The sequence below is a fragment of the Pseudoduganella sp. R-32 genome (assembly GCF_049913245.1).
GTDB lineage: Bacteria > Pseudomonadota > Gammaproteobacteria > Burkholderiales > Burkholderiaceae_D > Rugamonas.
Map to the genome: position 1 here is coordinate 4,044,596 of NZ_CP183987.1, position 25,808 is coordinate 4,070,403.

Here is a 25,808-nt window from a genome sequence, read left to right on the forward strand (position 1 = left end):
TTTTAATCGTTGGAAGGATGGCATGAAGAGTTACAAGATGCGGACGATCGCCCTGTCGGTCATCGCAGCGAGCATCGCCGCGGGCTGCGGCGGCGATTTGAAGACTACCGGGAATACGGCTGCACCAAACAACGCCAGCAATTCCCCGGCTTCAAATGACGCTGGCGGAACGTCCGGCACTGGCGGTGCGGGCAACATTGGCAGCACGCCCGGCGCCGGCAGCACACCCGGCACAGGCACCACACCCGCAAATGACAGCGCTGTGGCGCGCGTTTTCACCCATCCAGGCGCCCCGCTCACCCGTTCGGACCTCCTCACGCTGAAGTCCTACGTCGACCAGGGCCGGGAACCATGGAAGTCCGCCTACGACCAGCTGGCAAACGATGGCAAGGCCAAGCTCACCTATGGCATGGCCGGTCCTTACGCGACGGTCGGTCGCGCGCCGAACGTCAACCTGTGGGCATGGCGCAATGACATGGTCGCGATCTGGAATCTCTCGCGCATGTGGCATTTCACTGGCAACCAGGAATACGCAAAGAAGGCGCGCGAGATCCTCATGGCGTGGGCCACAACCCAGGTGGAGTTTTCCGGCCGCGAGTCGATGCTCGACCTGGGCGACTATGCCTACATGTTCGTTGGCGGCGCTGACATCCTGCGCGGCACGTGGCCGGGCTGGACCGAAGCCGATACTGCCACCGTGAAGAAGTACTTCAAGAATGTCCTGATGCCGGCATCGAACCCTTATGGCGAACATCAGTTTGGCGCCGCCAACAAGGGGGCGTTGGCCCTGGTCGCCCTCGGCTTGATGGCCATTTTCAACGACGATACGGCGGCGCTGGACAAGGTGGTCTACCAGGTACGCACTCTGGCCCACATCGGACTGCGCAATTCCAACGATATCGGCATGCTCGGCGACTCCCTGCGCGACCAGGGCCACTTCCACGGCCAGCTGAGATCGCTGACCATGCTGGCAGAGGCGCTCTGGAAGCAAGGCATCGACATCTATTCCGACCTGGACGACCGCCTCCTGGCAGCTGGTGAGTATTTCGCGCGGGTGAACGAGCTCGTGCCAACCACCGCACTGCCTTTCGGCACCACCGATGCCTATTACACTGCTGACGTGACCAACCGCGGATGGGACGGCTGGGGTGGCGGGAACATCGTACTCAATCAGATCCATGCCGCCTACGTCCTTCGCAAGGGCATGCAGGCGCCGTTTATCGAACAAAGGCGCCGCTGGATGCCGGTGGACGGCAACAGCTTCATGTTCTTGAAGGAGGCCGACGCCTCCATCGCGGCGCCTGCACCACAGCTCAACCAGCCGTCTGCCACCTCGCTTACAAGTGGGTTGAACGGCATCGATATCGGCGGCGCCGCCCCCGGCGGCAGCGCCAGCTATAGCGCCGGCAAATGGACCGTAACGGGCGCCGGTTCAGAGATCTGGGGCACAAACGACAGCTGCCACTTCGCGTACAAGGCGCTCGTCGGCGATGGCGCCATTATCGCCAAGGTTGAATCGGTCCAGAACACAGGTCCGTCTGCCAAGGCGGGCGTGATGATGCGCACAAGCCTTGACCAGGGCGCCCCGCGTGCGTGGATGGCCATCAGCAATCGCATCCAGGCCGAGCAGAACATGCAGAAGCTCACGGCATATGGCGGCAGCAACTACGCGAACAAGGCCCTTCCAATTGCGAACCCTGCGGCCTCGTACTGGGTGAAACTCGAGCGCATCGGCAATGTCATCACCGGTTACCTCTCCCCCGATGGGACCAACTGGGCTGCCACGGACGTCGGCCGCATCGACGGTCCCCTGCCGGACACGATCTATGCAGGCCTGGTGGTCTCTTCGACCGTCAACGGCACACCTAACAGCTCAGTGTTCAGCAACGTCCAGATCACTGGAGGCGACGGTAATGCGCCGGCCGTGATCCCGGCAGCGCCGAGCGCACTGCTTGCCGCGCCGGGCGATGGCGCCGTTCCGCTGCGCTGGCAGCGCTCATTCGGCGCCACGCGCTACCTGGTCAAGCGCGCCACATCCAGCGGCGGCCCCTACACAACCATCGCAACGGATGTCAAGGGCGCCAGCTACACCGACAGGTCGGTGGCCAACGGCATGACCTACTACTACACCGTCGCTGCCGCAAACTCCGCCGGCGTGAGCGCCAATTCTCCCGAGGACGCGGCTACGCCGCTTCGGTCGATGGTCAACGTCGCCAGCGGCGGCACCGCCAACGACAGTGCGAACAATGCCGACAACGCGAAGCGCGCCTTCGACCATAACTCGGCGACGCAATGGTTCTACAAAGGTGTGCAGGGATGGCTGCAGTATGACCTGGGACACACGGAGACGGTCCAGCGCTACACCATCATCAGTTCCAACGACCAGGTTGCGCGCGATCCGAAGGCCTGGGAGCTCTTGGCTTCCAACGACGGCGTGACCTGGCAAGCACTCGACGCACAAACCAACCAGGCGTTCGCCCGGCGCTTCGCGCCGAAGAGCTACCCGGTCTCGCGACCGGGCGCCTATCGCTACTACCGGCTCAACATCACAGCCAATAACGGCGACGCTACCTTTACCGACCTCGCCGAATTCGGACTGTTCGCGGCCAGGAAAAATTGAAAATCATCGACAGCATCGGGCGCACCTCCGGGAGGTGCAACCGATGCTATTCAAACTGCCAGTAATCGATGCCGAACGGAACGTGGCGACCATGGGCGTTTAATACGAGGTAGAGGTCCTGCGTGCCGGTCACGTTCTCCGCAGGGACTGTGACGCTGCGCCAGGCGGACAAGGTACCGGTTGCGGGCACCTCGATGGTTGCGATCAACCTGCCTTCCGGCGAACCGGCCCGTACTTCGATCTTCCCTCCCGGCGCCTCGCTCGCGACGCTGATCGTGAACGTCTTCGGCCCCTTGCGCCCGAAATCGACGCCTGCCACCTGCGTGAACGCGCGTGCAGCCACAGGGGCAATGTACACGCCGGTCTGCCGATCCTTGACGCTACGCACCCCCGGTGCCCAATCAAACGGCATGTCCCGGTCGCGTTTCAGGCGCGATTCCCAGGCCATCGTCTCGGCCTCCACGCGGCGATACGGCGACAAGGGCTCCACTTGCTGGACGCCCGTCTTGTTCCAGAACGGCAGCGTCGGGATCGTGCCATCAGGACGGTAGGAAAAGTCGGCCAGGTTAACAGACCGCCGTTCACGGTGTATCGGCGTTTCAGCCCAGTTCAAGCGGTAGTTGAGCCCAAAGACATAGGACTTCCCCTTGAAATCGATGATGCCAGGGTGGTTGCCGGTTGACAGAGGGCTCGGGTCCATGATCTGCCCCCGGTATTCCCACGGACCGGTCGGCGCATCGCTCATCGCATACCCCAGTCCCTCGGAACAGCAGCTCGAGGCATACGCGAGGTAGTATTTGCCGTTGCGCTTGTAGACCCAAGGGCCCTCCTGGTAGTTGCGTGGCTTGGCGTCGATACGTGCGATCTCGCCGGCATAAGACACCATGTCGCGATTCAGCTTGACGTATGACAGATGGGGGTTGCCCCAGTACAGGTAGGCCTGGCCATCGTCGTCGATCAGGACTGTCGGATCGAAGTTCCCTTCCCCGCGTCCGATCAACGGCCGGCCCAGTGGGTCCTTGAATGGACCGTAAGGACTGTCCGATACCGCCACCCCGATGACGTTGCCGGGCGATCCGGCGACCGTAACAGGAGCGTACAAGTAATACTTGCCGTTGCGCGCAACGACTTGCGGCGCCCATGCATCGTTGTGCTGATTCGCCCAGGGGAATATGGAAAGATCGGCTACCGTACCATGGTCAGTCCAGTTCACCATGTCCTTCGAGGTGTACAGCTTCCAATCGACCATCTTGAACTCGAGCGCGTCGTCTTCGTCGTGTGTCGTGTACAAGAACACGGTGTCGCCGACTACCAGCGGTGCCGGATCGGCAGTAAAGCTGGTCTGGATGATCGGATTGGCAGCGAAGGCGCAGTTGCTGGCGAAACCGGCCACCACAAAAGCCAGGAGCGCCGCACGGACATCGGGCAACGCGGGTCTACGAACCATTTCCTTGATGATCGGCATGGGGCCGGCTCTCCTCATTGAACTACTTGAACCGGTCAAAGAAGGTTTTCGATTCCTGCGCCGAGAAATTGGGGTACCAGTGGCCGCCAGTCTCGGTGCCGCACCAGATCACCGGCTTGCCGCTGTCGCAGCCCTGGTACTCTACGCAGCCGTTGCTACCCAGCTGCACTGTGGCGGCGCCACAGCTATTGCGCTTAAGGAAAAGATCGCGCGCCTCCATCCCCGCGGTGTAAGGCACGACGTTATCGTCCTTGGCGTGAATGAACATGGCCGCCACCTTGTTGGAAGAACTGGCGCAGCCGCTCCAGAGCGAACCGGCCATGGGCACGATGGCCCGCACCACATCGCCCATCTGGCATCCGATGGCGTTGGACATCATTCCGCCGAAGCTGAAGCCGGTAGCGAAGACACGCCGGGTGTCGGTGCACGCGCCCTTCTGCACCTCGCTGATCATGGCGCGCAAGAAGCGGATATCGCGGTCGCCAGTGTTGGCCCACCCCTTATCCAGGCCTTGCGGGGCCACAAAGATGGCATTGTCGCCGTACAGGTTCTTCAGCCCGAAAAAGCCGCTCCAACCGTAGACATCGGCGGCGCTGCCATCGCGCCAGTGCAGCCCGATGATCACGGGATAGGCCTTGTTGCGGTCATAGGTGGCCGGCATCTCGATCCAGTAGCTGCGCTCGGTACCGTCGCTGGTGAGCGAGCGCAAGCCAGTGGTCAGGCTGGAACTGCCGCCGCAACCCGCAGTGCTCGTTGACGGCAGGGCGACGGGCGTCGAGGATGTTGATCCCAATGCCGGTGTTGGTGCGGTGCTGCTGGCGCCTGTTCCCCCTCCGCAAGCTACGACCGTGGTGAACAGTAACGCGGCCCAAACATATCTCATGTCTACTCCTTATTTGCATTGAGACGTTTCATGCGCGCTAAGTCTAATGGCCACGATCGGGACCGTCATTTATGTTTTTCGCCAACAGCCGACATGTTTTTGAATTTCAGGCATCGTCGCCACCCGGCTTCCGCCCGCTGGCGGGGCCGGTGCGCTTTTTCACCTCGGCTTCGCGCAGGAACGGAACATCTTCCATGATCGGCTCAATGGCCCGGAATAGTTGATCGGCATCCCGGCCATACAGATGGAGGCAGACCTCACTGCCGTCTGGCGCAGCTTCCTTGCCGCCATATTCACCAGCCCCCGCCCTGGCCAGTGCATGCCATATCCGGTCCTCCAGTTCAAGCACCCGGCTCAGGTCACGCGATCCGTACTGGAACCTGATGACCAGCGCCGGTCCTGGGTGAGGCCCTGCGTGGGCAAGCAAAAGCGTGCCCGGATAGCTCATGCCGAGAAACCCGGCAAGCGAAGCGAAAACTTCCATGCTGTCTGCTCCTTGGTAAAATCAGGCAGCGGTCAATCGGCGCGGGCCGCGAAAGCCGCGGCCTTCGCCTGGCCCGGTTTCTGCCCGAGGTAAGGCAGCAAGCTGAGCAGGCCTAGAAGCGCAAGCGCCACACCGACCCACAGCGGCGAGAGCAAGCCGTAACCGGCAGCGATGCCCACTCCGCCGATCCAGGCACCGGCACTCAGGCCGATATTGATGACGGAGGTGTGCACCGTATTGACCAGCGGCCCGGGATGGGCGACGCGCATCACGCGCGCAATGATGGCCGGGTTCATCGACATGCCGACCAGCCCGATAACGACCAGCAAAGCCAGGCTGGCGCTCTGCCGGTGGGCAAAGACGGCGAACAGCGCCAGGGCGATGCTGAGGACCACCATGCCGCCGGCCAGGATGGGTATCGTGTGCCGGTCTGCGAAGCGCCCTACCACGCCATTGCCCACCACGTTGGCAATGCCGTACACGCCCAGCAGCCAGGGAATCGCGCTGGCAGGGAAGCCGCTGACCGTGGTCAGGATGGGCGCGAAATAGCTGAAGGCGGCGAAAATCGCGCTGATGACAAGGGCGCTGGTGGCAAAAGCCGCCCACAGCTCGCGCTTGCGGAATTCGCCCAGTTCGCGGCCAAGGCTGATGTCCTCGGCCGGCCTGGAGCGTGGCACGAACAAGGCGACCAGCACCATGCACAGCAACGCCAGCACCACCACCAGCCAGAAGCTGGCCCGCCATCCCGCTTGCTGATCGATGAGCGTCGTGAGCGGCATGCCCAGCACCGACGCCAGCATGAGGCCGCCGATCACGACTGCTGCGGCGCGTCCGCGCACCGGCGGGCTGACGGCTTCGGCGCAGATGGCCAGGGAGACCCCGAAACAGGCGGCGCCGGCCACGCCGGTGAGCAGCCGGGCAGCGGCCATGAGTTCATAGCTGGCAGCCGAAGCGGCAGCCGCTTGGGCAACGGCATACATGGCGAGCAGGCAAAGCAAGCCCTGTCTGTTCGGGACGCGCAGCTTCAGCATGCCGAAAGTGACCAGGGGTCCGCCGATCACCATGCCCAGGGCATACAGTGAAATCAGGTAGCCGATGCGCGCTACCGGCTCGCCCAAGGCGTGGGCCAGCGATGGCATCATCCCCGCCACCATGAATTCAGAGGTGCTCAGCGAGAACACCGTCAATCCCAGAACATAGACAAGCAAAGGCATACAGATCTCCTGCAAAAGCCGGGCTCATGCCGGCATGAGCGGCAAAGGTGGGCGAACAGCACATGGACGGCAAACGCGCCGAGGCTCAGCCTGGCGGCGTCATGAACACGCTGTCCGGAATATCGCCGGCAAAGAAGTTGGGGAAGTCGCGCACCGAAAGATGCTGTGCGTCGTGGCCGGTAACCATGCGCAACAGGCGGTTGCCGCCGGCCTGGAGATAGAAGACCGACGGCGCCCGGCCGGCGTGCTCCACTACCCAGGCGTCGGCGGACTGGCCCAGCACGGCATGGCAGCCGTCATGGCGCGCCGCGCCGTCCTGCAGGATCGCCTGGGGCAGGAACAATTCCTGGAAGGGCGTTACCGTATCGGGCAGGGCCGCCTCGTCCAGCCGGACGCCGGCCGCCACCGTTTCCCTGGCATACGCCACCTTCTGCTTGCGGCTCTGGCCGCACCCGGCATCGCCGATTTCCGACATCCAGAGCCGATGCCCGGTATCCCGTTCCGACCAGGGATTGAACAAGCCGTCGATGCGGCAGATGTTGCGGCCATAATCGAACCAGCAATAGCCGGAGGTGATCTGGTCTTCCTCCCGCATCGGCAGCCAGTACGAGATATAGGCACTGCTCCATTGCTGCGGCAGCAGCGGCGGTGTGGCGTGGACGGGCATCGGCGTCTCCTCAACGGCCCAGGGCGTATCCCAGGGTGGCCATCAGCGCATCCTGCAGCGGCGGCAAGTCCTTGCGCCGGGCATCGAAGCTGGCGGTCAATTCCGCGTTGCTCAGTCCCATGCGTTCAGCCACGCTTTCAAACCACAGGCGGCTGCTGTTGGCATGCTCCTTGAACAGATGCGCCACAGGCAGCGCGCGGGCGTTGAAGTTGGCCAGGGCGGCCGCCGGATCGGTGTCGGCGTTGAGGGTTTTCACCAGCAGCAGGGCCAGCACCACCGCCATGGTCGTGCCGTGGCCGATCGAGAAGTGGCCCGATTGCAGCGCATCGCCGATCAGGACAAACTTGCCCTCGCAGGCGCGGTCGTGGCTGAGGGTCATGAAATTGCGCCAGCCCTGGCCGGGCTGGCTGACCAGGGCGTGGCCGCCCAGTTCGGCCTCGAACACCTTGGCGACATAGGCGGCGGCATCGCGCTCCGGGCGCATTTCCAGCTCGGCCCGGGCGTACGCCTGTTCATCGCATTCGACCACGAACGTGCTCATCGTGTCCGAATACCGGTAGGCATGGCCGATGAACATGCCTTGCGCATTGCCGCGGAACACCAGGTTCATCTGGTCGAACAGCTGGGTGGTGCCGTACCAGATGTATTTATTGCGCCCGAAGTCGATCTGCGGCGCCAGCGACGGCGGCAGCTCCAGCGTTTTGTGATTGACGCCATTGGCGACCACCACCAGGTCGTACTCGGCTTCGAGCTGCGCCTGGCTGGCCGGCGCCGTTTCGTAGCTGATGGCGATGCCGGCCGCCACGCATTTGGCGCGCAGCGCCTGCACCAGCGCGCGCCGCTCCACGCCGCACAGGGTGACGCCAGTGCTCATCAGATTGGGCTGGTCGTGGTGCACCAGCTTGAATTCTTCCAGGTACTGCGGATTGAGCCGCTCCGGCTGCTCCAGGTAGGACAAGGGATTGGCAGGATGGCGCGGCGGCCGTCCCGGCAGCACCACGCCCCAGCCCAGCACTTCTTCCTGGGTGTTCCTTTCCACGACACGGATGTCCCAGCCTGGCTGGGCTTGTTTCATTTGGCTGGCAAAGATCAATCCTGCCGGGCCGGCGCCGATAACGAGAATCTTCATTAATTTACCCTTCCAAGTTTGTACCACACGTTTTGCTTCTTCTGGATTTGCTGCAGTTCGGCGTAAGGAACCGATGTGAAATACAGTTTCTCGGCCATGTCAGGTGGATAGACCCGCGGGAATTTCTGGTGCATATAGCGGGTGTAGCGCGCCTGCAGGAAGAAAAGAAAGTTCGGATTGCTCAGCACCTCGTAGTTGGCGATCGCCATCTCCTGCATGGCGTCGGCCTGCACCTTGCGCTGGCGGGTGAACTCGGGCAAGGCCAGCTCCAGGGCATTGCCATGCTTTTCGAGCAAGCCGACGAAGACCTGCACATCTTCCAGCGCCATATTCATGCCCTGCCCGAGGAAGGGCGCGGTGGCGTGGGCCGAGTCGCCGATCAACAGCACATTGCCCTTGTAGTGGAAGGCGCTGGAGCGGACGTTGATGAGGTCATTGCTGGGCAGCGCGAGGAACTGTTCCACCAGTTCCTCGCGGCTGGCCGGCGGCAGCTTGCCAAAGTAGCGGCCGAAAAAGCCGCGCATGACGTCGCGGTCTTGCGTGTGCAGGCTGGGCGCGCCGGTATATGGCAGGCAGATTGCGAAGCTGATGCTGCCGTCCGGGATGACGGCGGCGCGGCCGGCAAATTCGCCCCGCGAATCCATGCCGAAAAAGTACAGCAGGTCCTTGCGGAAGCCGAGCGCTTCCGCATTCGGCAGCACCATGGTCTTGTAGCCATGGCGGAAAAAACTCTGCTTGAATTCGAAACGCCGCATGCTGCTCTGCATGGCGCGCCGCACCGCCGAGTGCGCGCCGTCGGCACCGATGACCAGGTCGCCATGCAGCTGCTGCACGGCGCCGTCCGGCCCCTGGACCAGCACGATCTTGCGCTCCAGGTCGACATCCAGGCATTTATGCTCGAACGAATATTTCACCTGGTGCCGGGCCGCGTACTGGTTGAGCAGGCGCTGGAAGGCATTGCGGTTCAGCGACAGCGGCAACACGCCTTCCAGCGGGTGCAGCTCGCGCACCTTGTATTGGCCGCGGATGGAAAACGCCATGCCGACCACGGGCTCGCCGCACTGGCCCAGCTCCTGCATGCTGATGCCGGCCCCCAGCACTGCCTTGATGCCGCGCACGGTCATGCTGACGCCGATGGCGCGTGAGCTGACGGGATCGGCATTGGCCAGCGGTTCCTGCAGCGGATCGGCGCGCTTTTCGACCACATGGACATCGTGTCCGCGCTGCGCCAGATAGATGGCGGCCAGGCTGCCTGCCAGGCCGCCGCCGACGATGATAATTTTATGCATATCAAGCCTCTCTAGACATCGTTCCCCGGGATAAGTCGGTCAATTGCTGATTAAAAAACTCTAGCATCTCGATCGGCGCCAGGCCGACCACGCCGGCGTCCAGGCCGCGCGCATAGCGGGCCAGCGCCAGGCATTTCTGCGCCAGCTGAGCGCACCCCTCGCTGTAGTCGACGCTGACCGTGGCGGCGGGCGGCACCGGCAGCGGTGGGCCGGCGTTGCGCCCCGGCAGGCCGGACGGCATATTCATCAGCGCCGCCGACAGGGGTCGCAGCACGCCGGTCATGATGTCGATCGAGGCGTTCATCAGGCGTGAGCGGCGCAGGCTACCTGCGGGCTTTTGCGCGAAATGGTGGGCCATCAACAGGAAGGTCAATTCGTAGCCGCCCTGGTACAGCCGCATCAGGGCAAGCGCTTTGCCATCGCTTACCCGGCAGCCCTCCGCGCCCGCATCGGGCAACGGATTTTTCAGCGCCGGCAAGGCCGGCTCGAAGGGCTTGCCGCGCGCCGCAAACCGGCCGGCCAGGGCGCGCAGCCGGTTGAAGTGTGAGCTCTCGAAATGCGGCGAATCGAGCGCCACGCCCTCCCCCTGCCCAGTGACGAAGTCGATCGCGAACAGCGCGCTGTCGCGGTCGCTCACCTCGAGCTGATAGGCGGGATAGGCGCGGTTGGTCAGCTCCTTCAGGAACAAGTGGTGTTCGCCGCCGCTCTTGCCGCTGCCGGCCGCGAACAGCTGCGGCAGGTCGGCCAGGGCGCGCCGGATCTCCGCGTAAAAGTTCGCCACCGATTTGCCCGGGGTAGGCAGGTAATCGGGCCACTCGAAGCGGACGAAGCGGGCCAGCACATGCTCGGAAAACGGCTCGAAGGCAAATTCCGTGTCCAGGCCAAAGCGCTGGCGCGCCTGCTCGCCCAGCAGCGGACGGCCGGCGTAGAACGGCTCGCCGAGTGCCATCAGCACGTTATTGACCACCAGGTAGTGGATCATTTCCTCGTGGGCTATTTCCAGCAGGGTGCCGCGCGCGCCGCTGTTGCGGCGCCGATCCGCGCCGCCGCAAGCCAGCTCCAGCTCGCCGGCCTGCCAGCGGCCTTCCGCGACCAGCTGCACGCCTTGCTCATAGTTGGGAATGGAATAGGCGGCATACAAGTACTGCAGCATGAGCGACAACTCGAGGTCGATGGCCTTCTTCAGCTCCTCGACCAGCTCGGCCTTGCTGCCGATGGCCGGCGCGGGCCCGGGCGGTGCCGCTTGACCGCTTTTCGCGCCCGCTTCAACCTGGGTCAGGTATTTCAGGAAAAGGCGTGCTTTCGGCAGCGACAGTTCGCGCGTGCTCGGCATGTAATAGCTCTTGTCGCGGTTTTGCGGATCGCACATCTGCCACATCAGGCGCGCATAGGTTTCGCATTTGCACTGGTCCGCCAGGCTGAACACCTTGTCCGCCATGAAGGGATAGATCAGCTCGTAATAGCTCATCACATGCCGGTAGAGGAAGGCGTAGTCGACCTGTCCAGCCGGGACTTCGTCCAGATGCCAATCGTCCGGCAGCACGCGTACGCCAATGTGCTGGCGTTCCAGGCCATCGCCAAGCACGATGCGGGTGACGCCGGGAACGAGCCCCGTGACGCGCAGCTCGGCATAGCCACAGCCGCGCGCCGAAGCTTGCAGATCCAGGGCCAGCATCGCACCGTCTTCGGCCCGTGGCGCCAGGGCCGGATGGTCCGCCAGGACGCCGCGGAAACGGCTTTGCAGCGTGATCGCCTGCGGATAGTCCAGACCTTTCGCGCGGTTGGGCGCCTCCAGGTACAGCTGATTGCTGTCGGACTGCAGCACCCAGTCCGCTTCCTCCCATTGCCCCAGCGCGCTGCCCAGGCGCAGCCCACCTTCGGCCACGCCAGCGTGCAGCAGCGGCACGTCGACCACCCCATGATGGCGCCAGTAATCGAGATACAGCGCCTCCGGGATGCGGGCAAGCAGCCTGCCCGCGCCATCCTCCAGCCGCAGGTCGCCCAGCGCCTGCTGGCCGCCCAGCGCATGCGTCGGGTGCTGCTCTGAAACGGCGCTGGCCGCGCGGGTGGTAAACGGAATCGCGGTCGGCATGTTCAGCGACACCCGGTCCGCGTCCACTTTCACCAGCACCGGCCCCAGGCTGCCCTGGCGCGGCAACAGCAGGCGGCCCGCCGGATAAGTGGCCAGTTCATCACGGCGCCACAGCCCGATGCTGCCGGCCAGGTCGTAGAACACCGGCGAATCGGGTTTCAGCGGCGTCGACATATTGAACAGGGCGTACTGGACCGTCAATCCCAGCACATCCTCCTCGGCCAAGGCTTCCTGCAAGGCGCACAGGCTTGCCGGTAGCGGCACCTCGGGGTTGAACAGGAAATGCGGCGCCTGCTTGGCAAGGGAAAACTGGAACAGCCGCGCGCGGCCGAATTCCTCGTCCAGAAAATGGCCGCTGCGCTCGGTAATGTGGCCGCTTCCCAGCCAGCGCACCGAGTGCGCCTGCCCGATCTCGGCACTGAACAGGCTGGGGGTGTTGGGCCCGGCCTGCTCGCCGCTCAGCGTGAACTGGCCGGCGTAAATCAGCGTGGTATCGGGCTGGGCCGGATTGTTGTCCACCCAACGTGCGCGGTTGAACGTGGTGCGCAGATAGTCATTGTAATGGCCCCACAGGGCCAGCCTGGCGCCGACCAGGGCATCGCCGGTATCGACGCCGCCCTCCCCAAGCTGGACGCCGGTGATCCGGGTGTTTTCCCAGGAAAAGTGATTATTGCCGCAGGAATTGTAGCCGGCGGCCTGGCTGAAGATACCCTCCGGATCGGGCTTGCCGGCGGCATCGAAGCGCGGCTGCAGCTGCTTCAGGTGCGCATGAAATTCCGACGGCGACCGGCTCAGGTCGAACGGCTCGCCCGCCATCGATACCACATTGGTGGCCATATCGATATGCCCGTGCGTGTTGCGGTTCGCCGTGGGCACGTTGGCGCGGGCAAAGCCGCGAAAATGCAAACGGGGGAAATCCAGAATGCTCATGCGCTCTCCGCAACCGGGGTGGCGAGCGTATCGTCACCGCTTGCTTCTTCGGGCAGCCAATTGCAGCGCTCCTGCAAGAGCTGGCAGGCTTGCTGCGCGCTGATCAGGCTGCCCTCCATCCAGCCGCAGTGCGAGGTATACGCGTCCGAGCAGGCGATGATGCCGCTCGGATGCACGAGGGCGGCCGGATGCTTGGCTTCAGGTTCCAGGTAGAACTCGACGCCATGCGGCCAATGCTTGTAGAAGTGCGATTGGATCGGCGGCAGCGCCCTGCCCTTGAGCGGCAAGGCCTCCTCCAGATGCCGCCGCACGCGCTCCAGGTAAATTTCTTCGCCCTGCTCCACGCTGTCCTGCCAATAGAGGGCGCTTTGGCTGTCGGTATAGAAGAGCAGGTATTTATCGCTCTTGAAGTAGATCTTGCGCAGGGGATTATTCGCCATCAGCATCTTGTCGCCCAGCCCCAGGCACTCGAACCAGCGTTTCTCGAACGTCAGGAAGCCCTTGAACAAAGGCAGGGAATCGTACTTGAACGTGCTCCACGCGGCCGGGAAGTCCAGGTTCAGGCCCGCCATGGCGGAGGGCGGCATGGCCAGGATCACATGGCGCGCACGCTGCATCTCGATCTCGCCATGATGGCTGAAGGCCAGCAGATGATCGGCGCCGGACTTTTCCAGCGACAGCAAGCGGTGTTCGAGGCGGAACTCCACACCAGCGGCCTGGGCCTGGCGCTGCAACTGGCGCAGCAGCTCTCCATAGCCATCCGGGGCATAGCGCCATTCGTTGCCGGCGTTTTCGGTGCAGTTTTGCGTTTCCGGATGCTTCTTGATGATGTCGTACGCCATGGCAGCCGTGACGATCGGCAGTTGCAGCGCATCGTAGCCGGTGGCCTTGAGGATCCGGAGCGCTTCGGCAGCGCCCAGATAATGGCTGACGAATTCAAGGAAGGATTCCTGCGGATGCTCTTTCACCATGGGCTGCAAGCTCAGCAGGGTTTCCTTCAACTCTTGCTGCTCGCGCTCCTGGGACGCCACTTCCGTGAACGGGTAGACCGCGTGCGCCAGCCCGCTGTCCTGCATGAGCTCCTGGAAATGCGGATGGAGTTGCGGCGAATAGCGGGCAGCGCCGAGTTCGGCGACCTCCTCGTCGATTTTGCGCGACTGGATGCGGCCACCCACGAAGCCATTCAGGTCGAACACCCGGATGCGCATCTGCTGGCCAAGGCCGGCGTTGATCAAACGGGTCGCGCAGGTCAATCCACCAATACCGGCGCCAACAATGCAAATGTCGGAATAGTTTGTCATTTAGAAATCCTTTTAGCTAGTCAAGACCGTTAACCAAACTGGCCACGCCGCATTCCGACAGTGGGAGAGGCGCGCACGAACCCGCCCGCCGCTGGCGTGAATCAAGAATGGTTGACTTTAGGTAAAGCTTTTCGGTTGCTCGGACCAGGGGTCCGTCTTGCGGGGCAAAGCGAGTACTGCTCACTGACTGCAAATTCACCAAAGCGTAACGGCGCCCCCGTTCCGGCATTAGAAAAATGCCGCTGGCAGCGATTGCCGCGGGGTCTTACATACTTGCAACTATGACATTGCGGTGCCCAGTTCCCTCAGCACTCGTAGCTCTGAGCGGGTAATTGATCTGGATCAAATTTGTCTAGACAATATCCGATGTCCAAGCCTCGGATTTGATAAAAATCAAACGAATTACTGAATGATCCACTTATCAATAAATGCAGGATGAAAACCGAATTTCATTCATCCGACAGCGATTTCAAGAACATTTCCACCGGGCGCCCGCGCGGCAGTTGGCGTTTCGGGCGCGCATGGTGATCGCGCACGAATGATCTTGATTGGCCGGTGCCCTCAGGCCGCTTTCGTTCGGCCGGCAGAAACAAAAAAAGCCCCTGGGGAGTCAGGGGCTTGGCTTGGTGGATGACCTGGGTGCAACTGCGAGAACAGAGCGCGCTTCAGGTCACTTCTCGAGGAGGTCGACGCCCAAGGGGCCAAGGCGCAGCACGCCTGGCCAGCGATTTCCGGTGAGCACACCGTTCATGGCGCCACCAAGCACCACGTCCTTGGTCTCGCCCGTAGTGTTGACGTAGAGCGTACGGCCAGCCACAACGCGCGCGTAAACCCCATCGGGCGTCTGCGGCCCCGGTGCAATGCCCAGGCTCGCGTAAAGCTGGCGGTACAACGGGCGCATGAGCTGCGGATGCGCAGCCGTGGCGACGTAGATGGCGCGTCCCTGGCCGTAGCGGTTGAGCGTGATGGCGGGCGTCTTGCCGTCAACATTGTCAAAACGTGCCAGCACTTCGGCCGTGGAAGGTTCCAGCACCTCGTAGGTCCCCAGTTCGGCCTTGATTTCTGCACCAGCAACCGTGGTCTGCAATGTGCCTGCGTTGTAGAACGCGTTGGTACGCAGGCCAAACACGTCGGACAGGCCGCCTGGCAGCGGAGTGTCGTGCCACTGATTGTTGTCATTCACCTTGGCCGACTGCGCGGTCATGATGACAGTGCCGCCGGCGGCGACGAACTCGCGCAACCTGGCGGTCGATGCCGCGTCGAGCAGATACAGGCCGGGCACGATCACCAGCTTGTAGCGTCTCAGGTCCTCGTGGCCGATGTGAATGATGGCCACGTCGATATTGTCCTTGAACAGCGGCTCGTAAGCGTTATGTGCCTGCTTCATGTAACCCGGGTTGAGGTAAGGGCGCACCGTGTTGTTCATGCCCTCCTTCGGCAAGTTGGTGGCGATCATATTGTCAAACGCGTAGGCGATCGCGACCTCGGATTGCTGGAGGCGGGGGAAGCCCAGCTTTTCCAATTGGCTGAACTCCTTCGCGATGGTAGCAAACTCATCGAGCTTCCATGAGGGCCGGTCATCGTGGTCGACCAGGCCGAACAAAGCCTGCTCCTCGCCGCCGTGGTGGCTGTGCCACGTCCATGGCATCACCGCCTGCGCGCCCATCAGCAGGCCAAAGTGCGCCCACATCCGGGAGCGCCCCGGGGTGCCATAATATCCCGGGCCGCCAGCAGTGAATTCGTTGAACCAGATCGGAGCCTTCATGCCGGCACGCATCATCGTCGCTTCGAAGCCGGCGCCCAGCGGATCGCCAGGGTAGAAGCCCATCGCGCCGTAGCTCACATAATTGCGGTACGTGGCCAAATAGTCGAAGCCCTTGCGCCCTGCGCTGTCCCATAGGTTGGAGATGGCGGGCTTGTCCGGCACATTTTTCTTGCGTACCGCTTCGAGCAGCTCCAGCACTTCAACAGTCTGGTCGGACCAGAAACGACGCATGTCGAGGTAGCGCTCGTAGGGACCAGCGCCTTCGATATACGGCAGGCGCACCTCATCCCAGTTACTGAGGTGGCGCGACCAGCGCTGCGCAGCCCAGGCCTTGTTCAAGGCGGCCAGGCTACCGTACTTGCGTTTGAGCCAGCGGATGAAGCGCTTGCGGTCAGCCTCGGAGTACGACACCATGCCATTGCCGCTTTCGTTGTTGTAGCCGATGGCGAACAGCGCCGGGTGCTTCGCATAGCGCCTGGTCATGGTGTCGGCCAGGCGTAACAGCAGGCGCCGGTAGTCGGGGTCGCTGGTATCGTCCATGTAACGCTCGACCGGATCGAGCCACGCACCGCGCTCGGTGACGATGCCGACGCCGGGATACTTCTTGTGCAGCCATACCGGCGCCGGCTGTCCCGGGATATCCATGATGACCTTCAGGCCGGCGGCCTGCATCCGGTCCATGATCCAGTCGAACAGCCTGAAGTCGAATTTCCCCTCGGCTGGCTCGAAGGCATCCCAGGCCAGGTCGCCCATGCGCACCACTTTCATCCCAGCCTGCTTCATGCGCTGGATGTCGCGCTCAATCTGATCGCGGTCCCTACGGTCGAAGGGTTGGTAGTTGGTGCCGACAAATAGCTGTCCGGCGCCAGGCCATCCGGGATGGCCTTCCGCAGATTGCGCCCAAACATCGGCATTGGAGAAGGAGGCTAGCGCCAGCGTGCACGCGGCAGCGATTGAATTGAATTTCATGACTGTGCGGGGTGCATTCGGAATTTTTAGCCTCGCATTCTGCGAGCATCCGCATCGCACTGCAATTGCGAAAATGGTCAACGCATTCAATGAAATTCAACAACTGGAAAAACGGGGGCACATTGCCGAGCGTGGCCGCGGGATGGATCAATCCATTGTGCGAGCGGTGCCAGAGGCGAGGCGATTGCGAAAGTTACCAAGCTGGCCAACGAAATTTCGTACTCTGAACTCCAGTGCCCTGGTATCGCTTGTCCATGCAACCGTTTGCCTCTAACCTGTCTCCATCCCTACAAGTTCTTAACATCCGGAGACCGAATGCCGAATCGCCGCGCCACATTGCTGGCCTTTGCCGTGCCACTGCTCACCTCGTGCATCCCACTCTCGGCTGTCCACGCCGAGGATTCCACCCTACAGTTAACCAGCGTTCCGGGGCCATTCCGCGCGGACGCAGCAACGTTCAAAACTTACCAGGCTCCCGACTGGTTCCGCGACGCGAAGTTCGGCATTTGGTCGCACTGGGGGCCACAATCCGTGCCGCGCGCGGGCGACTGGTATGCGCGCAATATGTACATCTACGGGACCGATCAGTACAAACACCATCTTGAACACTATGGGCATCCGTCCAAGTCCGGCTACAAGGACATCATCCCCCTCTGGAAAGCGGAGAAATTCGATCCCGATGCCTTGATGGCCCTGTACAAGAAGGCAGGTGCGCGCTATTTCGTCAGCATGGCCGTCCATCACGACAACTTCGATTTGTGGGACTCGCGCTTTCATGAATGGAACGCAGTCAAGATGGGGCCGAAGCGCGACATCGTCGGCGACTGGAAGAAAGCCGCGTTGAAGGCTGGCCTGCGCTTTGGCGTATCGGAACACCTGGGCGCAAGCTACAGCTGGTTCGCACCAAGCCATGGCTACGACCAGGCCTGGCCCATGCTGGGTGTGCCATATGACGGCGCCGATCCAAAATACACATCGCTCTATCACCGCCCGACCGACCAGCCCTACCGCAATTCAAGCACCTGGTACACCACCGATGCCCGCTTCCAGCAGGAGTGGTTCAACCGCATCACCGACCTGGTGACGCGCTACCAGCCCGACCTGCTCTATTCCGATGGCGGCATTCCCTTCGATAAAGTGGGCCGCACCCTGGTGGCCAACTTCTACAATGCCAACGCCGCCAAGCACGGCGGCAAGCTGGAAGCGGTGTACAACCACAAGGATATCGGCTCGGGCGAATTCATCCGCGAAGCCGGCGTGCAGGACGTGGAGCGCGGCGTCATGGACGGCATCAATCCCCGTCCCTGGCAGACCGACACCTCGATCGGCGACTGGTTCTACAGCGAAGGCTATAAATACAAGAGCATCAGCGAGGTGGTGCATATGCTGGCCGATATCGTCAGCAAGAACGGCAACCTGCTGCTGAACGTGGTGCAGTACCCGGACGGCAGCCTGCCGCCCGAGCCGATGCGTTTCCTGAAGGAGATGGCAGAGTGGATGGCGGTCAATGGCGATGCGATCTATGGGACTCGCCCCTGGAAAGTCTTTGGCGAAGGGCCGACCAAGGCGTCGTCCGGCCATTTCAATGAGAACGCCGCCTATACACCGCAGGATATCCGCTTTACCGCCAAGGATGGAGCTCTATACGCCATCACCCTTGGCACGCCCGGAACCGAGGTGCGCGTCCAATCGCTGGGCCGGAAGGCCGGATTGGAGCCGCGGCCAATAAAGACTGTCACCCTGTTGGGCAGTCCAGCCCCGCTGTCCTGGGAACTGTCTGACGAGGCCTTGACAATCCGCCTGCCTGCCGGCCGGCTGGACACAATGGCAGCCAGCTTCCGCGTCACCTTCCAATAGCGTGTAAATCTCTTCAACTTTCTGCACATTCAAGGATTTGCAAACGCGAATGCGACACCCCGTCCCGGCTTCCGCGTAGGCTGGGCTGGACCGGCCGAACGGTCTGTCATTCCAACAATCGCAGTTCAATAAATTCTCTTGGAGCCAAAGGATGAAGAAGCAAACTCTCGCCCTCGCCTGCCTCATGGCCGGCCTGGTGGCGGCCTGTGGAGGCGGCAGTAGTCCGTCTACCCAGTCGCCTGCTTTCGCCGCCACTGTCACCGCCAGCACCAGCGCCAGCACCAGCACTACCACGGCAACAGGCACGCGCTGGATGAACGTGAAGTACGGCGGCAGCGGCTATGTACCCGGGCTGGTCTTTCACCCCACCAACCCCAACGTGCTGTACGCGCGTACTGACATGGGCGGCAGCTACCGCTGGGATGCGGCGACCTCAGCCTGGACCCCGATCACCGACGGCTTCGGGATCAGGGAAGAATTTTTCAACGGTGCGGAAAGCATCGCGCTGGACGCCAACGACGACAAGCGCGTGTACCTGGTCACGGGAATGTATGACTGGGCCGGCACCAATGGCCGCCTGTATGTTTCAACGGATCGCGGCGATAACTGGACCCACGTCGATCTCCCCTTCCGCGTCGGGTCCAACGACCCGGGCCGCGCCATCGGCGAACGCCTGATGGTCGATCCGAACCAGTCCGCCGTCCTGTATTACGGTTCGCGCACTGCCGGTCTCTGGAAGAGCGCGGACTATGGCCAGACCTGGGCGCAAGTCAGCGCGCTGTCGTCGTTCCAGTATCCCGCCGAGCAGATCCCCTCGCTGCCCGGACGCACCTCGGCCGGCATCGAAGCAGTGTTGTTCGACACCTCGAGCACCGGCGCAGGCACTGCCACGCAGGGTCTTTACGCTGCCGTCGGTCCCGATTATGCAACTGCGGCAGGCCTGGCCTTCAACCTGTACAAGTCGAACGACGGCGGCGCAAGCTGGACGGGTGTACCCACCCCGGTGACCGGATACCACATCCCGCACATGGCCCGTGCCAAAGACGGCATGATCTATGTCGCGTTCACCCGCGATATGGGCCCAGGCGCTGGCGGTCCGGCAAAGCTTTACAAGTTCGACGGCAGCAACTGGACCCTGTTGAAAAGCTACGATACGCAACAGTGGGTCAACTTCGGCATGGGCGGCCTGTCAGTCTCCGGCTCGGGACCGGCCACCCGGATTGCGCTCGGCGTCACGAATTCCTGGGGCAACTGGCAGGGCCAGCCTATCGTCCAGCTCTCGGACGACGCGGGCCTGACCTGGCGTGAAATCGCTTCGATGACGCCCCATACCCCGGCTGACGTCGACTTTTCCGGCTGGGTGGACGATGTCGAAATCGACCCGCACAACCCAGACCGCATCCTGCACGTATTCGGCGGCGGGGTCTGGGAAACCAGGAACGCTTCAGCAGCCTCGCCCAGCTGGAATCTCGCGGTCACCGGCCTCGAAGAAACCGCCACTCTTGCCCTGATGACGCCACCAAAGGGGGCCAGCTACACCCTGCTGAGAAGTTCGGGCGATATCGGCATGCACGTCCAGACCGAACTCCTGAAAACGCCAACGCGCGGCCCCCGCGGATGGTTCGGCAATGGCAACAGCGCCGACATGGCGTGGTCTGCCCCCGCTTACATCGCTGCGATCGGCACGCCGGTGTGGAACACGCCGAACGTCGCCGGCGCATACTCCACCGACTCCGGCGTGACCTGGACGGCATTTGCCGCCAACCACCCGGATGCCCTGGCCAACCAGGGTGGCGAATCGAACATCGCCGTGACCATGCCAGGGAACATTGTCTGGGCGCCGGCCAACTCGCGGCCCGCCTACACCACCAATAACGGCGCCAGCTGGGCCTATACCAACCTGCCAGCCCTCAGTGCGGTGGGTATCAACCGCGGCTACCGCATCGTTGCCGACCGCAAGAATCCACTCAAGGTGTACGCCTTCAACTCGGGCGGCGCATGGTGGAACCAGTGGTCCGATACTGCGCACTTCTGGTACTCGATCGACGGCGGCCACACCTTCACCGAGAGCACCGCCTTCACTGCTGCCGGAGCGCGGGTTGCAGATTTCTCCCACTCGTCGGTCGCCGTCAACCCGAATGCCGAGGGCGACATCTGGGTGGCTGATGGCTTCAGCCTCCTCCACTCGACCGATTCGGGCGTGAGCTGGACCAGGCTGCAGGCCACGGCGCCCGACTGGGGCAACCAGCCGGCGTGGATGTACCCGGAAGTATACGGTGCGACTTCGATCGCGCTGGGCAAGGCGACTGCCGGCGCCACTTATTCCTCGACCATCTACATCGTTGGCACCATCAGCAACGTATGGGGCGTGCATCGTTCCGACGATGGCGGCGCGACCTGGCGCCGTATCAACGACGACAAGCACCAATACGCGGGCCTCGGCAACCTCGCAGCCGACCAGTCCGTGCCGGGACGCGTGTTTGCCAGCGCCGCAGGCCGTGGCGTCGTGTTCAGCTATTGAAAAAGGGAGAAACCGTGAAACTCAATACTATCCTGGCCGCCTTGTGCTTCAGCATGGCAGCAAGCAGCGCTAGCGCGACCGTCCTGGAGTTCAGCAAGCTTACCGAGATGATGTATGGCGACGGCTTTCCGCTGGCGGACAGCATGCGCTACGATGGACCGAACCTGAAGTACGAGGAGTCGGGTTTCCAGCTAACCCTGCACGCCCCTAATGCAGCACCAGGTGCGGCCAATGTTGGCAGCGGTACTTTCGAACCGCAGACCTACAACTGGCATGACGGCCTTGACAACGGCTCCGACACGTTCGTCACGCTGACCCGCATCGGTGGCGGCTTGTTCAACCTGAGTGGCTTTGACTACTTCGCAGACTGGAGCTCCATCTCCGCCGATGGGAAACTGGTTGGCGTCATCCAGGACGCAGGCATCTGGGCCACGGCCTTGACCGGCATCATGGAACTGCGCATCAGCTCCGGCGCATTCACCCAGATCGACAACATCGATGTCGAAGCTTCCACCCGGGCCGTAGGCTTGCCAGGGACTTTGTCGCTGATGCTGGCGGGATTTGCTGCCGCCGGATTCACGCGACGCCGACGCTAATCCTGTGAAGCCGCGGCAAATGGATCGCATCCACCTGCCGCGCGCCCCTTGTCCGACTCATTGCCTGTAGGGAGACTATGAATCAGGCCCGCCGCCAAGGCACCGGGCAGCCAGGCCAGCAGGTTGACCCGCATGTCGTGCTCGGACAAATCGGCGTGCCGCGCCGCCAGTGGCAAACACTGGCTGGCTAGCATGCCCTCGGGACCGGCGGCCACCAGCCGGGCCAGAAAATGGTATTGCCACTCCTGCAGTTCCTTCATGCCGACGCGGAATGCCATGCGCGTCACTGTGAGCAGCGAACGTGCGCGTGCCGGCGCGGGCGGTACGTCGTCGGCGGCAAGCAGGGCGCGCGCATAGTCAAGCGCCGGCACGTCCAGGTCCAGCAGGCGCAGGCAGGCCGGCGTGCGCAGCAAGGGATCGCCCCCCATCAACCAATCCAGCGGCGAGACGGCTTGCCCGGCGGCGCGGCCGGCAGCCTCTAGCCCGGGCGCTCGGCCAGCCTCGGTGCAGGCGCGCTCCAACTGCGCCAGCGCGACCGGCAACCGCAGTGCCCCATCGGCGCCCTGTCCCGCCTGGCTCGCGGCCAGGAAGCCGGCAAAACCCGCGCCCAGGTCATACAGCGATGTGGTGGATGGAGGATGGCGCCAGATGTAGCCTCTCGCAAAGAAGGAAAACAAGTCCTCGCCCAACAGCTTGTGCACCAGTGGGTAGTCGGCGCGCAGGCAGTCCAACAGTCGCAGCACATAGCCGTCGGCGTAGATGCGCATGCGCGCGGCCGGCGCTGCCCCATGGCCGTGGGCGATCACGTCGTCCAGGCGCCAGCCATGGCGTTGCAGCGCCAGCGCCTGCCCCTGCTCGACGCCACCCGGCGACGTCATCACCGTCAGGAACCAGGCTTGCAAATCAGGCAGAGACATCGACGCCATCCCCCTGCCCCAGGCAGAAATCGAGCGGCGTCGAAACGGCGCCTTCGCGGCGCGCGGCGGCAACGCTCAGCGGCACCTCGCCGCGGAGGACCTGGCGCGCCTTGCCCAGTTCGTCCAGTAATTCCGGATAGGAGGGAATCTTCGCATCCCATTCCAGCAGGGTCGACACCCCGCCCGTCAGGCGCTGGGCAAGCGCGTACAGCTGCCATACAGGCCCGGGCACCGGCGCATCGTGCGTGTCGACCAGGTAGGCGCCGCAGTCCGCCGGCCCGGCCAGGTGGATCTGGACGATGCGCCCGTGCGGCAGGCGCCGGATGTATTCCGCCGCGTCAAAGCCATGGTTGAAGGCCGAAACGTACACATTGTTCACGTCGAGCAGCAAGCCACAGCCGGTGGCTTCCGCCAGCCGTCCGAGGAACTCCCATTCCGGCATCTGCGAGGCGCGGAACTCCGCATAGCTGCTGGGATTCTCCAGGACCAGCGGGCGCTCCAGGTAGTCCTGCACCTGGCGCACGCGCGCCGTCACGTGGGCCAGGCACGCGTCCGTCAACGGCAGCGGCAGCAGGTCGTGCGCGTTGTGCGATGCCACGCCGGTCCAGCACAGGTGGTCCGAGACCCAGGCCGGCCCGATGTCGCCGGCCAGCCGCTTCAATCCGTCCAGATAGGCGAAGTTGAGCGGCGCCGTGCTGCCGATCGACAGCGACACTCCGTGCATGACCAGCGGCACCTGGCACGCCACGGTCTCCAGCACATGACGCGCATGGCCGTGGTGGCCGATGAAATTCTCGCTGATGATTTCGAACCAGTCGACACCGGGACCATCCGCCAGGATGTGCTGAAAATGCGGCGTGCGCAGGCCCAGGCCGAGCCCAAGATTGGGCAGGCCCAGGCGCTGGCGCACATTGCCGGGCGCTTCGCCTGCCATCAGGTGGATGGCGGCAGGGCCACGCGCAGGTCGGTCGGCTCCGGCATGGGCGCCGTCACCGGGGCGCCGCGCTTGGCCATTACCGCCTTGTAGGCTTCCCATGCCTTCTCGTACACCGAGTCGCCCTTGGTGAACGCCATGGTCTGCCCCAGCGGCACCGCCTGGTGGTCCGGCCCCTCGAAGTCGTACAGCTTCATGGCCGGCGGCGGCGCCGTCTCCGGATACAGCTGCGAGGCCGAAATCGGCACCGCGCAGCCGCCGAAGCTGGCGCACTTGTTGTCGCTCGGCGCGCTGTATGGCGTCACTTTGCCGGTGCTGCCTGCAGCAGGCGCCTGTGCCACCTTGGCGCCGCACAGTCCTCCGCCTCCCGTATCGCGCTGCGCGAAGCCGCAGCCGCCCTGTGCATGGCAACCGTTGGAACCGCGGCAGGTATGGTAGATCTCGATTGCCGCGCAGCTGGCGCCGGTATCCGGCTTGGACAGCGACAAGCCCTGGCAGGCGTGGTACAAGGTATCCTTGCCAGGCGCGTCCAGGCCGTGGCGCAGGTCCGCCGACTGCCCCGTGATGGCCCAGCAGATCGACATGCGGTCACCCGATCCCACCATCGATGGATAGGGGAAGCTGGCGCCCTGGTCCTGCCAGTATGTGTCGAGCACCGTGGTGATGCCGGCGATGGCGCCCACGGCCACCTCGCTCAGCATCTTGCGGGTGGCGGAACCCTGCGCCTTCAGGCGATTGAGCGCATCGGCCACCTGCTGCGGCGTGGGGATGTTGTGGGGCGCCGTTTCGGGATCGTACTGCGCGTTGGTCAGGTCGGCGGCGCTCCAGCCCTTGCCCTCCTTGTCCCATGCCGCATGCCACGTTTCCCAGGTCACGACCTGCTTGAGGATTTCGCGCACTTCCAGAAAGCGCTCGAAATGGTCCTGCTTCTTGCTGTCGGCGCGCGCCGCGGCATCGCGCGACGGCGACTGCTTGCCGTCCTGGTCGTAGGATGGATAGTCCGCTTCCAGCGCGGCGCGATCTTCCTGGTATTTCCCATCCACCGCAGTCAACAGGCGTTGCTTGCGGTAGCGCTGGATCTCGATGGTATTGCCCTCCCCCTGGTCGGAGATCGCACTCATCATGTCGATCACCTTGTCGAAGGCGGTGGCGGCGCTGGCCTGGTCTTCCGTCGTCAGCAAGGTGTCGAAGCGCGGGAACTCTTTCTTCGGGTGGCCATCGGCCTTGGAGTTGAACATGTCCTGCTGCACCGAGCCGGCGCGGAACATTTTCGTGAACAGCGATTCGCCATCCGCATATTCAATGCTCAGGTACTGGGCATAGCATTCGTACATCCAGCCGATGGTGCCGAACATCGGCAGGTTGCGCTCGGTGTAGTCCACCTGCCAGCCGGCGAACGGGACCTCGGGGAAATACCTCTTCGCGTTCTCAGGATCGCCTTCCAGTTCCTTGCGCGCATCCTTTTCCGGCTGCTCGATGGCCAGGAACAGCTTGCACTGGTTTTCGTTCAGCGCTTCCAGGTTGACGCGCACTTGGCTGTAGTTACTGGTGTTCTTCAGGTCGACGATGTGGGGAATCACGCTGCAGTCGGGTCCATAGCAATGCCAGCCATGCTCTTTCGTCTGCAGCGACAGGCTGGTGAAGGACGGCTTGACGTCCAGGGCCGTAGCGATGTTGGAGGCCATCTGCAAATGCAGCATCTCCTGGATGAACACACTGAAGATGATGTTGAATGCCTTGGCGTTCGGCGTGCCCGGCATGGCGCGGGTCGACATGCCCGGCCATTCGCGGCCCTTGTAGTAGGTGGTGCTGTCGGAGTTGATCTGGTGCATGCCGTGGATCGAGTACATGGTGCTCATGTACAGGGGAATGGTGAACAGCTCCACGTTGATGGCCGCTTGCGCCATGGCGCGTGCGGCCGACTTGTCTTCCTCGACGAACTTCAGGCTGCGTCCGGTAATCGGCTTGATGGTCTTGCCCAACAATGGAATCTGCATGGAGCTTCTCCTCGGGGTGGTGAACCAGCGGGCGGCCCGCTGTGCCGCTACGACCTATAGCTCGGCAAGTGTGCCCGAGTCCCCTGCCCGGAATTCTCTCCAAATATTTACTTCGCGGAATATTTCGTTGCCGCTCCTTGAATTGCCTTGAGTTTCGCAACACTTGCGAATTACGAGC

At 63.0% G+C, this 25,808-nt stretch carries 17 protein-coding genes; 4 read left to right on the forward strand and 13 right to left on the reverse strand.

Annotated elements, in window-relative coordinates; translation table 11 throughout:
- Positions 1 to 22 precede the first annotated feature (22 nt).
- Positions 23 to 2,620 (forward strand): discoidin domain-containing protein, encoded by a 2,598-nt coding sequence (locus ACN9MU_RS18400; protein ID WP_426335885.1) that lies wholly within the window; start codon positions 23 to 25, stop codon positions 2,618 to 2,620.
- 46 nt (positions 2,621 to 2,666) lie between these two features.
- Here the strand turns inward: ACN9MU_RS18400 and ACN9MU_RS18405 are convergent, their stop codons facing one another.
- The 10 genes from ACN9MU_RS18405 to ACN9MU_RS18450 form a co-directional block, all read right to left on the reverse strand.
- Positions 2,667 to 4,067: a glycoside hydrolase family 43 protein gene (locus ACN9MU_RS18405; protein WP_426161837.1), complete on the reverse strand. Its 1,401-nt coding sequence runs from the start codon at positions 4,065 to 4,067 to the stop codon at positions 2,667 to 2,669.
- Positions 4,068 to 4,107: 40 nt separating this feature from the next.
- Positions 4,108 to 4,968: an alpha/beta hydrolase family esterase gene (locus ACN9MU_RS18410; RefSeq protein WP_426343247.1), complete on the reverse strand. Its 861-nt coding sequence runs from the start codon at positions 4,966 to 4,968 to the stop codon at positions 4,108 to 4,110.
- A 106-nt stretch (positions 4,969 to 5,074) separates the two neighbouring features.
- Complete coding sequence (locus tag ACN9MU_RS18415) at positions 5,075 to 5,452, reverse strand: hypothetical protein (RefSeq protein ID WP_426343248.1); 378 nt, start codon at positions 5,450 to 5,452, stop codon at positions 5,075 to 5,077.
- Positions 5,453 to 5,484: 32 nt separating this feature from the next.
- Positions 5,485 to 6,666 (reverse strand): MFS transporter, encoded by a 1,182-nt coding sequence (locus ACN9MU_RS18420; RefSeq protein WP_426343249.1) that lies wholly within the window; start codon positions 6,664 to 6,666, stop codon positions 5,485 to 5,487.
- Positions 6,667 to 6,751: 85 nt separating this feature from the next.
- Positions 6,752 to 7,333 carry a violacein biosynthesis enzyme VioE gene (gene vioE, locus ACN9MU_RS18425; protein ID WP_426343250.1) on the reverse strand — a complete coding sequence of 194 codons (582 nt, stop codon included), beginning with the start codon at positions 7,331 to 7,333 and terminating at the stop codon, positions 6,752 to 6,754.
- A gap of 10 nt (positions 7,334 to 7,343) precedes the next feature.
- The gene (locus ACN9MU_RS18430; protein ID WP_426343251.1) at positions 7,344 to 8,462 is read right to left on the reverse strand and encodes a tryptophan hydroxylase; all 1,119 of its coding nucleotides are present in this window, start codon (positions 8,460 to 8,462) and stop codon (positions 7,344 to 7,346) included.
- Complete coding sequence (locus tag ACN9MU_RS18435) at positions 8,462 to 9,751, reverse strand: FAD-dependent oxidoreductase (RefSeq protein WP_426318176.1); 1,290 nt, start codon at positions 9,749 to 9,751, stop codon at positions 8,462 to 8,464. The genes ACN9MU_RS18430 and ACN9MU_RS18435 overlap by 1 nt, the downstream gene beginning before the upstream one ends.
- 1 nt (position 9,752) lies before the next feature.
- Positions 9,753 to 12,773 carry an iminophenyl-pyruvate dimer synthase VioB gene (vioB, locus tag ACN9MU_RS18440; protein WP_426343252.1) on the reverse strand — a complete coding sequence of 1,007 codons (3,021 nt, stop codon included), beginning with the start codon at positions 12,771 to 12,773 and terminating at the stop codon, positions 9,753 to 9,755.
- On the reverse strand, positions 12,770 to 14,074 hold the full coding sequence (locus ACN9MU_RS18445; RefSeq protein ID WP_426343253.1) for a flavin monoamine oxidase family protein: 1,305 nt from the start codon (positions 14,072 to 14,074) through the stop codon (positions 12,770 to 12,772). Before ACN9MU_RS18445 ends, vioB begins: the two co-directional genes overlap by 4 nt.
- 670 nt (positions 14,075 to 14,744) lie before the next feature.
- Entirely contained in the window at positions 14,745 to 16,808 is a 2,064-nt protein-coding gene (locus ACN9MU_RS18450; RefSeq protein ID WP_426318179.1) for a beta-galactosidase, read from the reverse strand.
- 315 nt (positions 16,809 to 17,123) lie between these two features.
- Between ACN9MU_RS18450 and ACN9MU_RS18455 the strand changes: the two genes are divergently transcribed.
- The 3 genes from ACN9MU_RS18455 to ACN9MU_RS18465 all read left to right on the forward strand — a co-directional run bounded on the left by ACN9MU_RS18455 (position 17,124) and on the right by ACN9MU_RS18465 (position 21,782).
- Entirely contained in the window at positions 17,124 to 18,665 is a 1,542-nt protein-coding gene (locus ACN9MU_RS18455) for an alpha-L-fucosidase (protein ID WP_426343254.1), read from the forward strand.
- Between the two features lie 151 nt (positions 18,666 to 18,816).
- Positions 18,817 to 21,186 (forward strand): dockerin, encoded by a 2,370-nt coding sequence (locus ACN9MU_RS18460; protein WP_426343255.1) that lies wholly within the window; start codon positions 18,817 to 18,819, stop codon positions 21,184 to 21,186.
- Positions 21,187 to 21,200: 14 nt separating this feature from the next.
- Positions 21,201 to 21,782 carry a hypothetical protein gene (locus ACN9MU_RS18465; RefSeq protein WP_426343256.1) on the forward strand — a complete coding sequence of 194 codons (582 nt, stop codon included), beginning with the start codon at positions 21,201 to 21,203 and terminating at the stop codon, positions 21,780 to 21,782.
- On the opposite strand, the gene ACN9MU_RS18470 is transcribed toward ACN9MU_RS18465, so the two are convergent.
- The 3 genes from ACN9MU_RS18470 to ACN9MU_RS18480 are packed head-to-tail and all read right to left on the reverse strand — an operon-like array spanning position 21,779 to position 25,630.
- The gene (locus ACN9MU_RS18470; RefSeq protein WP_426343257.1) at positions 21,779 to 22,699 is read right to left on the reverse strand and encodes a putative DNA-binding domain-containing protein; all 921 of its coding nucleotides are present in this window, start codon (positions 22,697 to 22,699) and stop codon (positions 21,779 to 21,781) included. The genes ACN9MU_RS18465 and ACN9MU_RS18470 overlap by 4 nt on opposite strands.
- The gene (locus ACN9MU_RS18475) at positions 22,686 to 23,633 is read right to left on the reverse strand and encodes a DUF692 domain-containing protein (protein WP_426344896.1); all 948 of its coding nucleotides are present in this window, start codon (positions 23,631 to 23,633) and stop codon (positions 22,686 to 22,688) included. The genes ACN9MU_RS18470 and ACN9MU_RS18475 overlap by 14 nt, the downstream gene beginning before the upstream one ends.
- Positions 23,633 to 25,630: a ferritin-like domain-containing protein gene (locus tag ACN9MU_RS18480; RefSeq protein WP_426343258.1), complete on the reverse strand. Its 1,998-nt coding sequence runs from the start codon at positions 25,628 to 25,630 to the stop codon at positions 23,633 to 23,635. Before ACN9MU_RS18480 ends, ACN9MU_RS18475 begins: the two co-directional genes overlap by 1 nt.
- Positions 25,631 to 25,808: the final 178 nt, after the last annotated feature.

Bases quoted from the DNA above. Each gene is read 5' to 3' on its own strand.
- ACN9MU_RS18430 (WP_426343251.1), bottom strand. From the start codon at position 8,462: ATGAAGATTCTCGTTATCGGCGCCGGCCCGGCAGGATTGATCTTTGCC.
- vioB (WP_426343252.1), bottom strand. From the start codon at position 12,773: ATGAGCATTCTGGATTTCCCCCGTTTGCATTTTCGCGGCTTTGCCCGC.
- ACN9MU_RS18445 (WP_426343253.1), bottom strand. From the start codon at position 14,074: ATGACAAACTATTCCGACATTTGCATTGTTGGCGCCGGTATTGGTGGA.
- ACN9MU_RS18450 (WP_426318179.1), bottom strand. From the start codon at position 16,808: ATGAAATTCAATTCAATCGCTGCCGCGTGCACGCTGGCGCTAGCCTCC.
- ACN9MU_RS18405 (WP_426161837.1), bottom strand. From the start codon at position 4,067: ATGGTTCGTAGACCCGCGTTGCCCGATGTCCGTGCGGCGCTCCTGGCT.
- ACN9MU_RS18475 (WP_426344896.1), bottom strand. From the start codon at position 23,633: ATGGCAGGCGAAGCGCCCGGCAATGTGCGCCAGCGCCTGGGCCTGCCC.
- ACN9MU_RS18400 (WP_426335885.1), top strand. From the start codon at position 23: ATGAAGAGTTACAAGATGCGGACGATCGCCCTGTCGGTCATCGCAGCG.
- ACN9MU_RS18470 (WP_426343257.1), bottom strand. From the start codon at position 22,699: ATGTCTCTGCCTGATTTGCAAGCCTGGTTCCTGACGGTGATGACGTCG.
- ACN9MU_RS18460 (WP_426343255.1), top strand. From the start codon at position 18,817: ATGAAGAAGCAAACTCTCGCCCTCGCCTGCCTCATGGCCGGCCTGGTG.
- ACN9MU_RS18415 (WP_426343248.1), bottom strand. From the start codon at position 5,452: ATGGAAGTTTTCGCTTCGCTTGCCGGGTTTCTCGGCATGAGCTATCCG.
- ACN9MU_RS18480 (WP_426343258.1), bottom strand. From the start codon at position 25,630: ATGCAGATTCCATTGTTGGGCAAGACCATCAAGCCGATTACCGGACGC.
- ACN9MU_RS18420 (WP_426343249.1), bottom strand. From the start codon at position 6,666: ATGCCTTTGCTTGTCTATGTTCTGGGATTGACGGTGTTCTCGCTGAGC.
- vioE (WP_426343250.1), bottom strand. From the start codon at position 7,333: ATGCCCGTCCACGCCACACCGCCGCTGCTGCCGCAGCAATGGAGCAGT.
- ACN9MU_RS18435 (WP_426318176.1), bottom strand. From the start codon at position 9,751: ATGCATAAAATTATCATCGTCGGCGGCGGCCTGGCAGGCAGCCTGGCC.
- ACN9MU_RS18410 (WP_426343247.1), bottom strand. From the start codon at position 4,968: ATGAGATATGTTTGGGCCGCGTTACTGTTCACCACGGTCGTAGCTTGC.
- ACN9MU_RS18455 (WP_426343254.1), top strand. From the start codon at position 17,124: ATGCCGAATCGCCGCGCCACATTGCTGGCCTTTGCCGTGCCACTGCTC.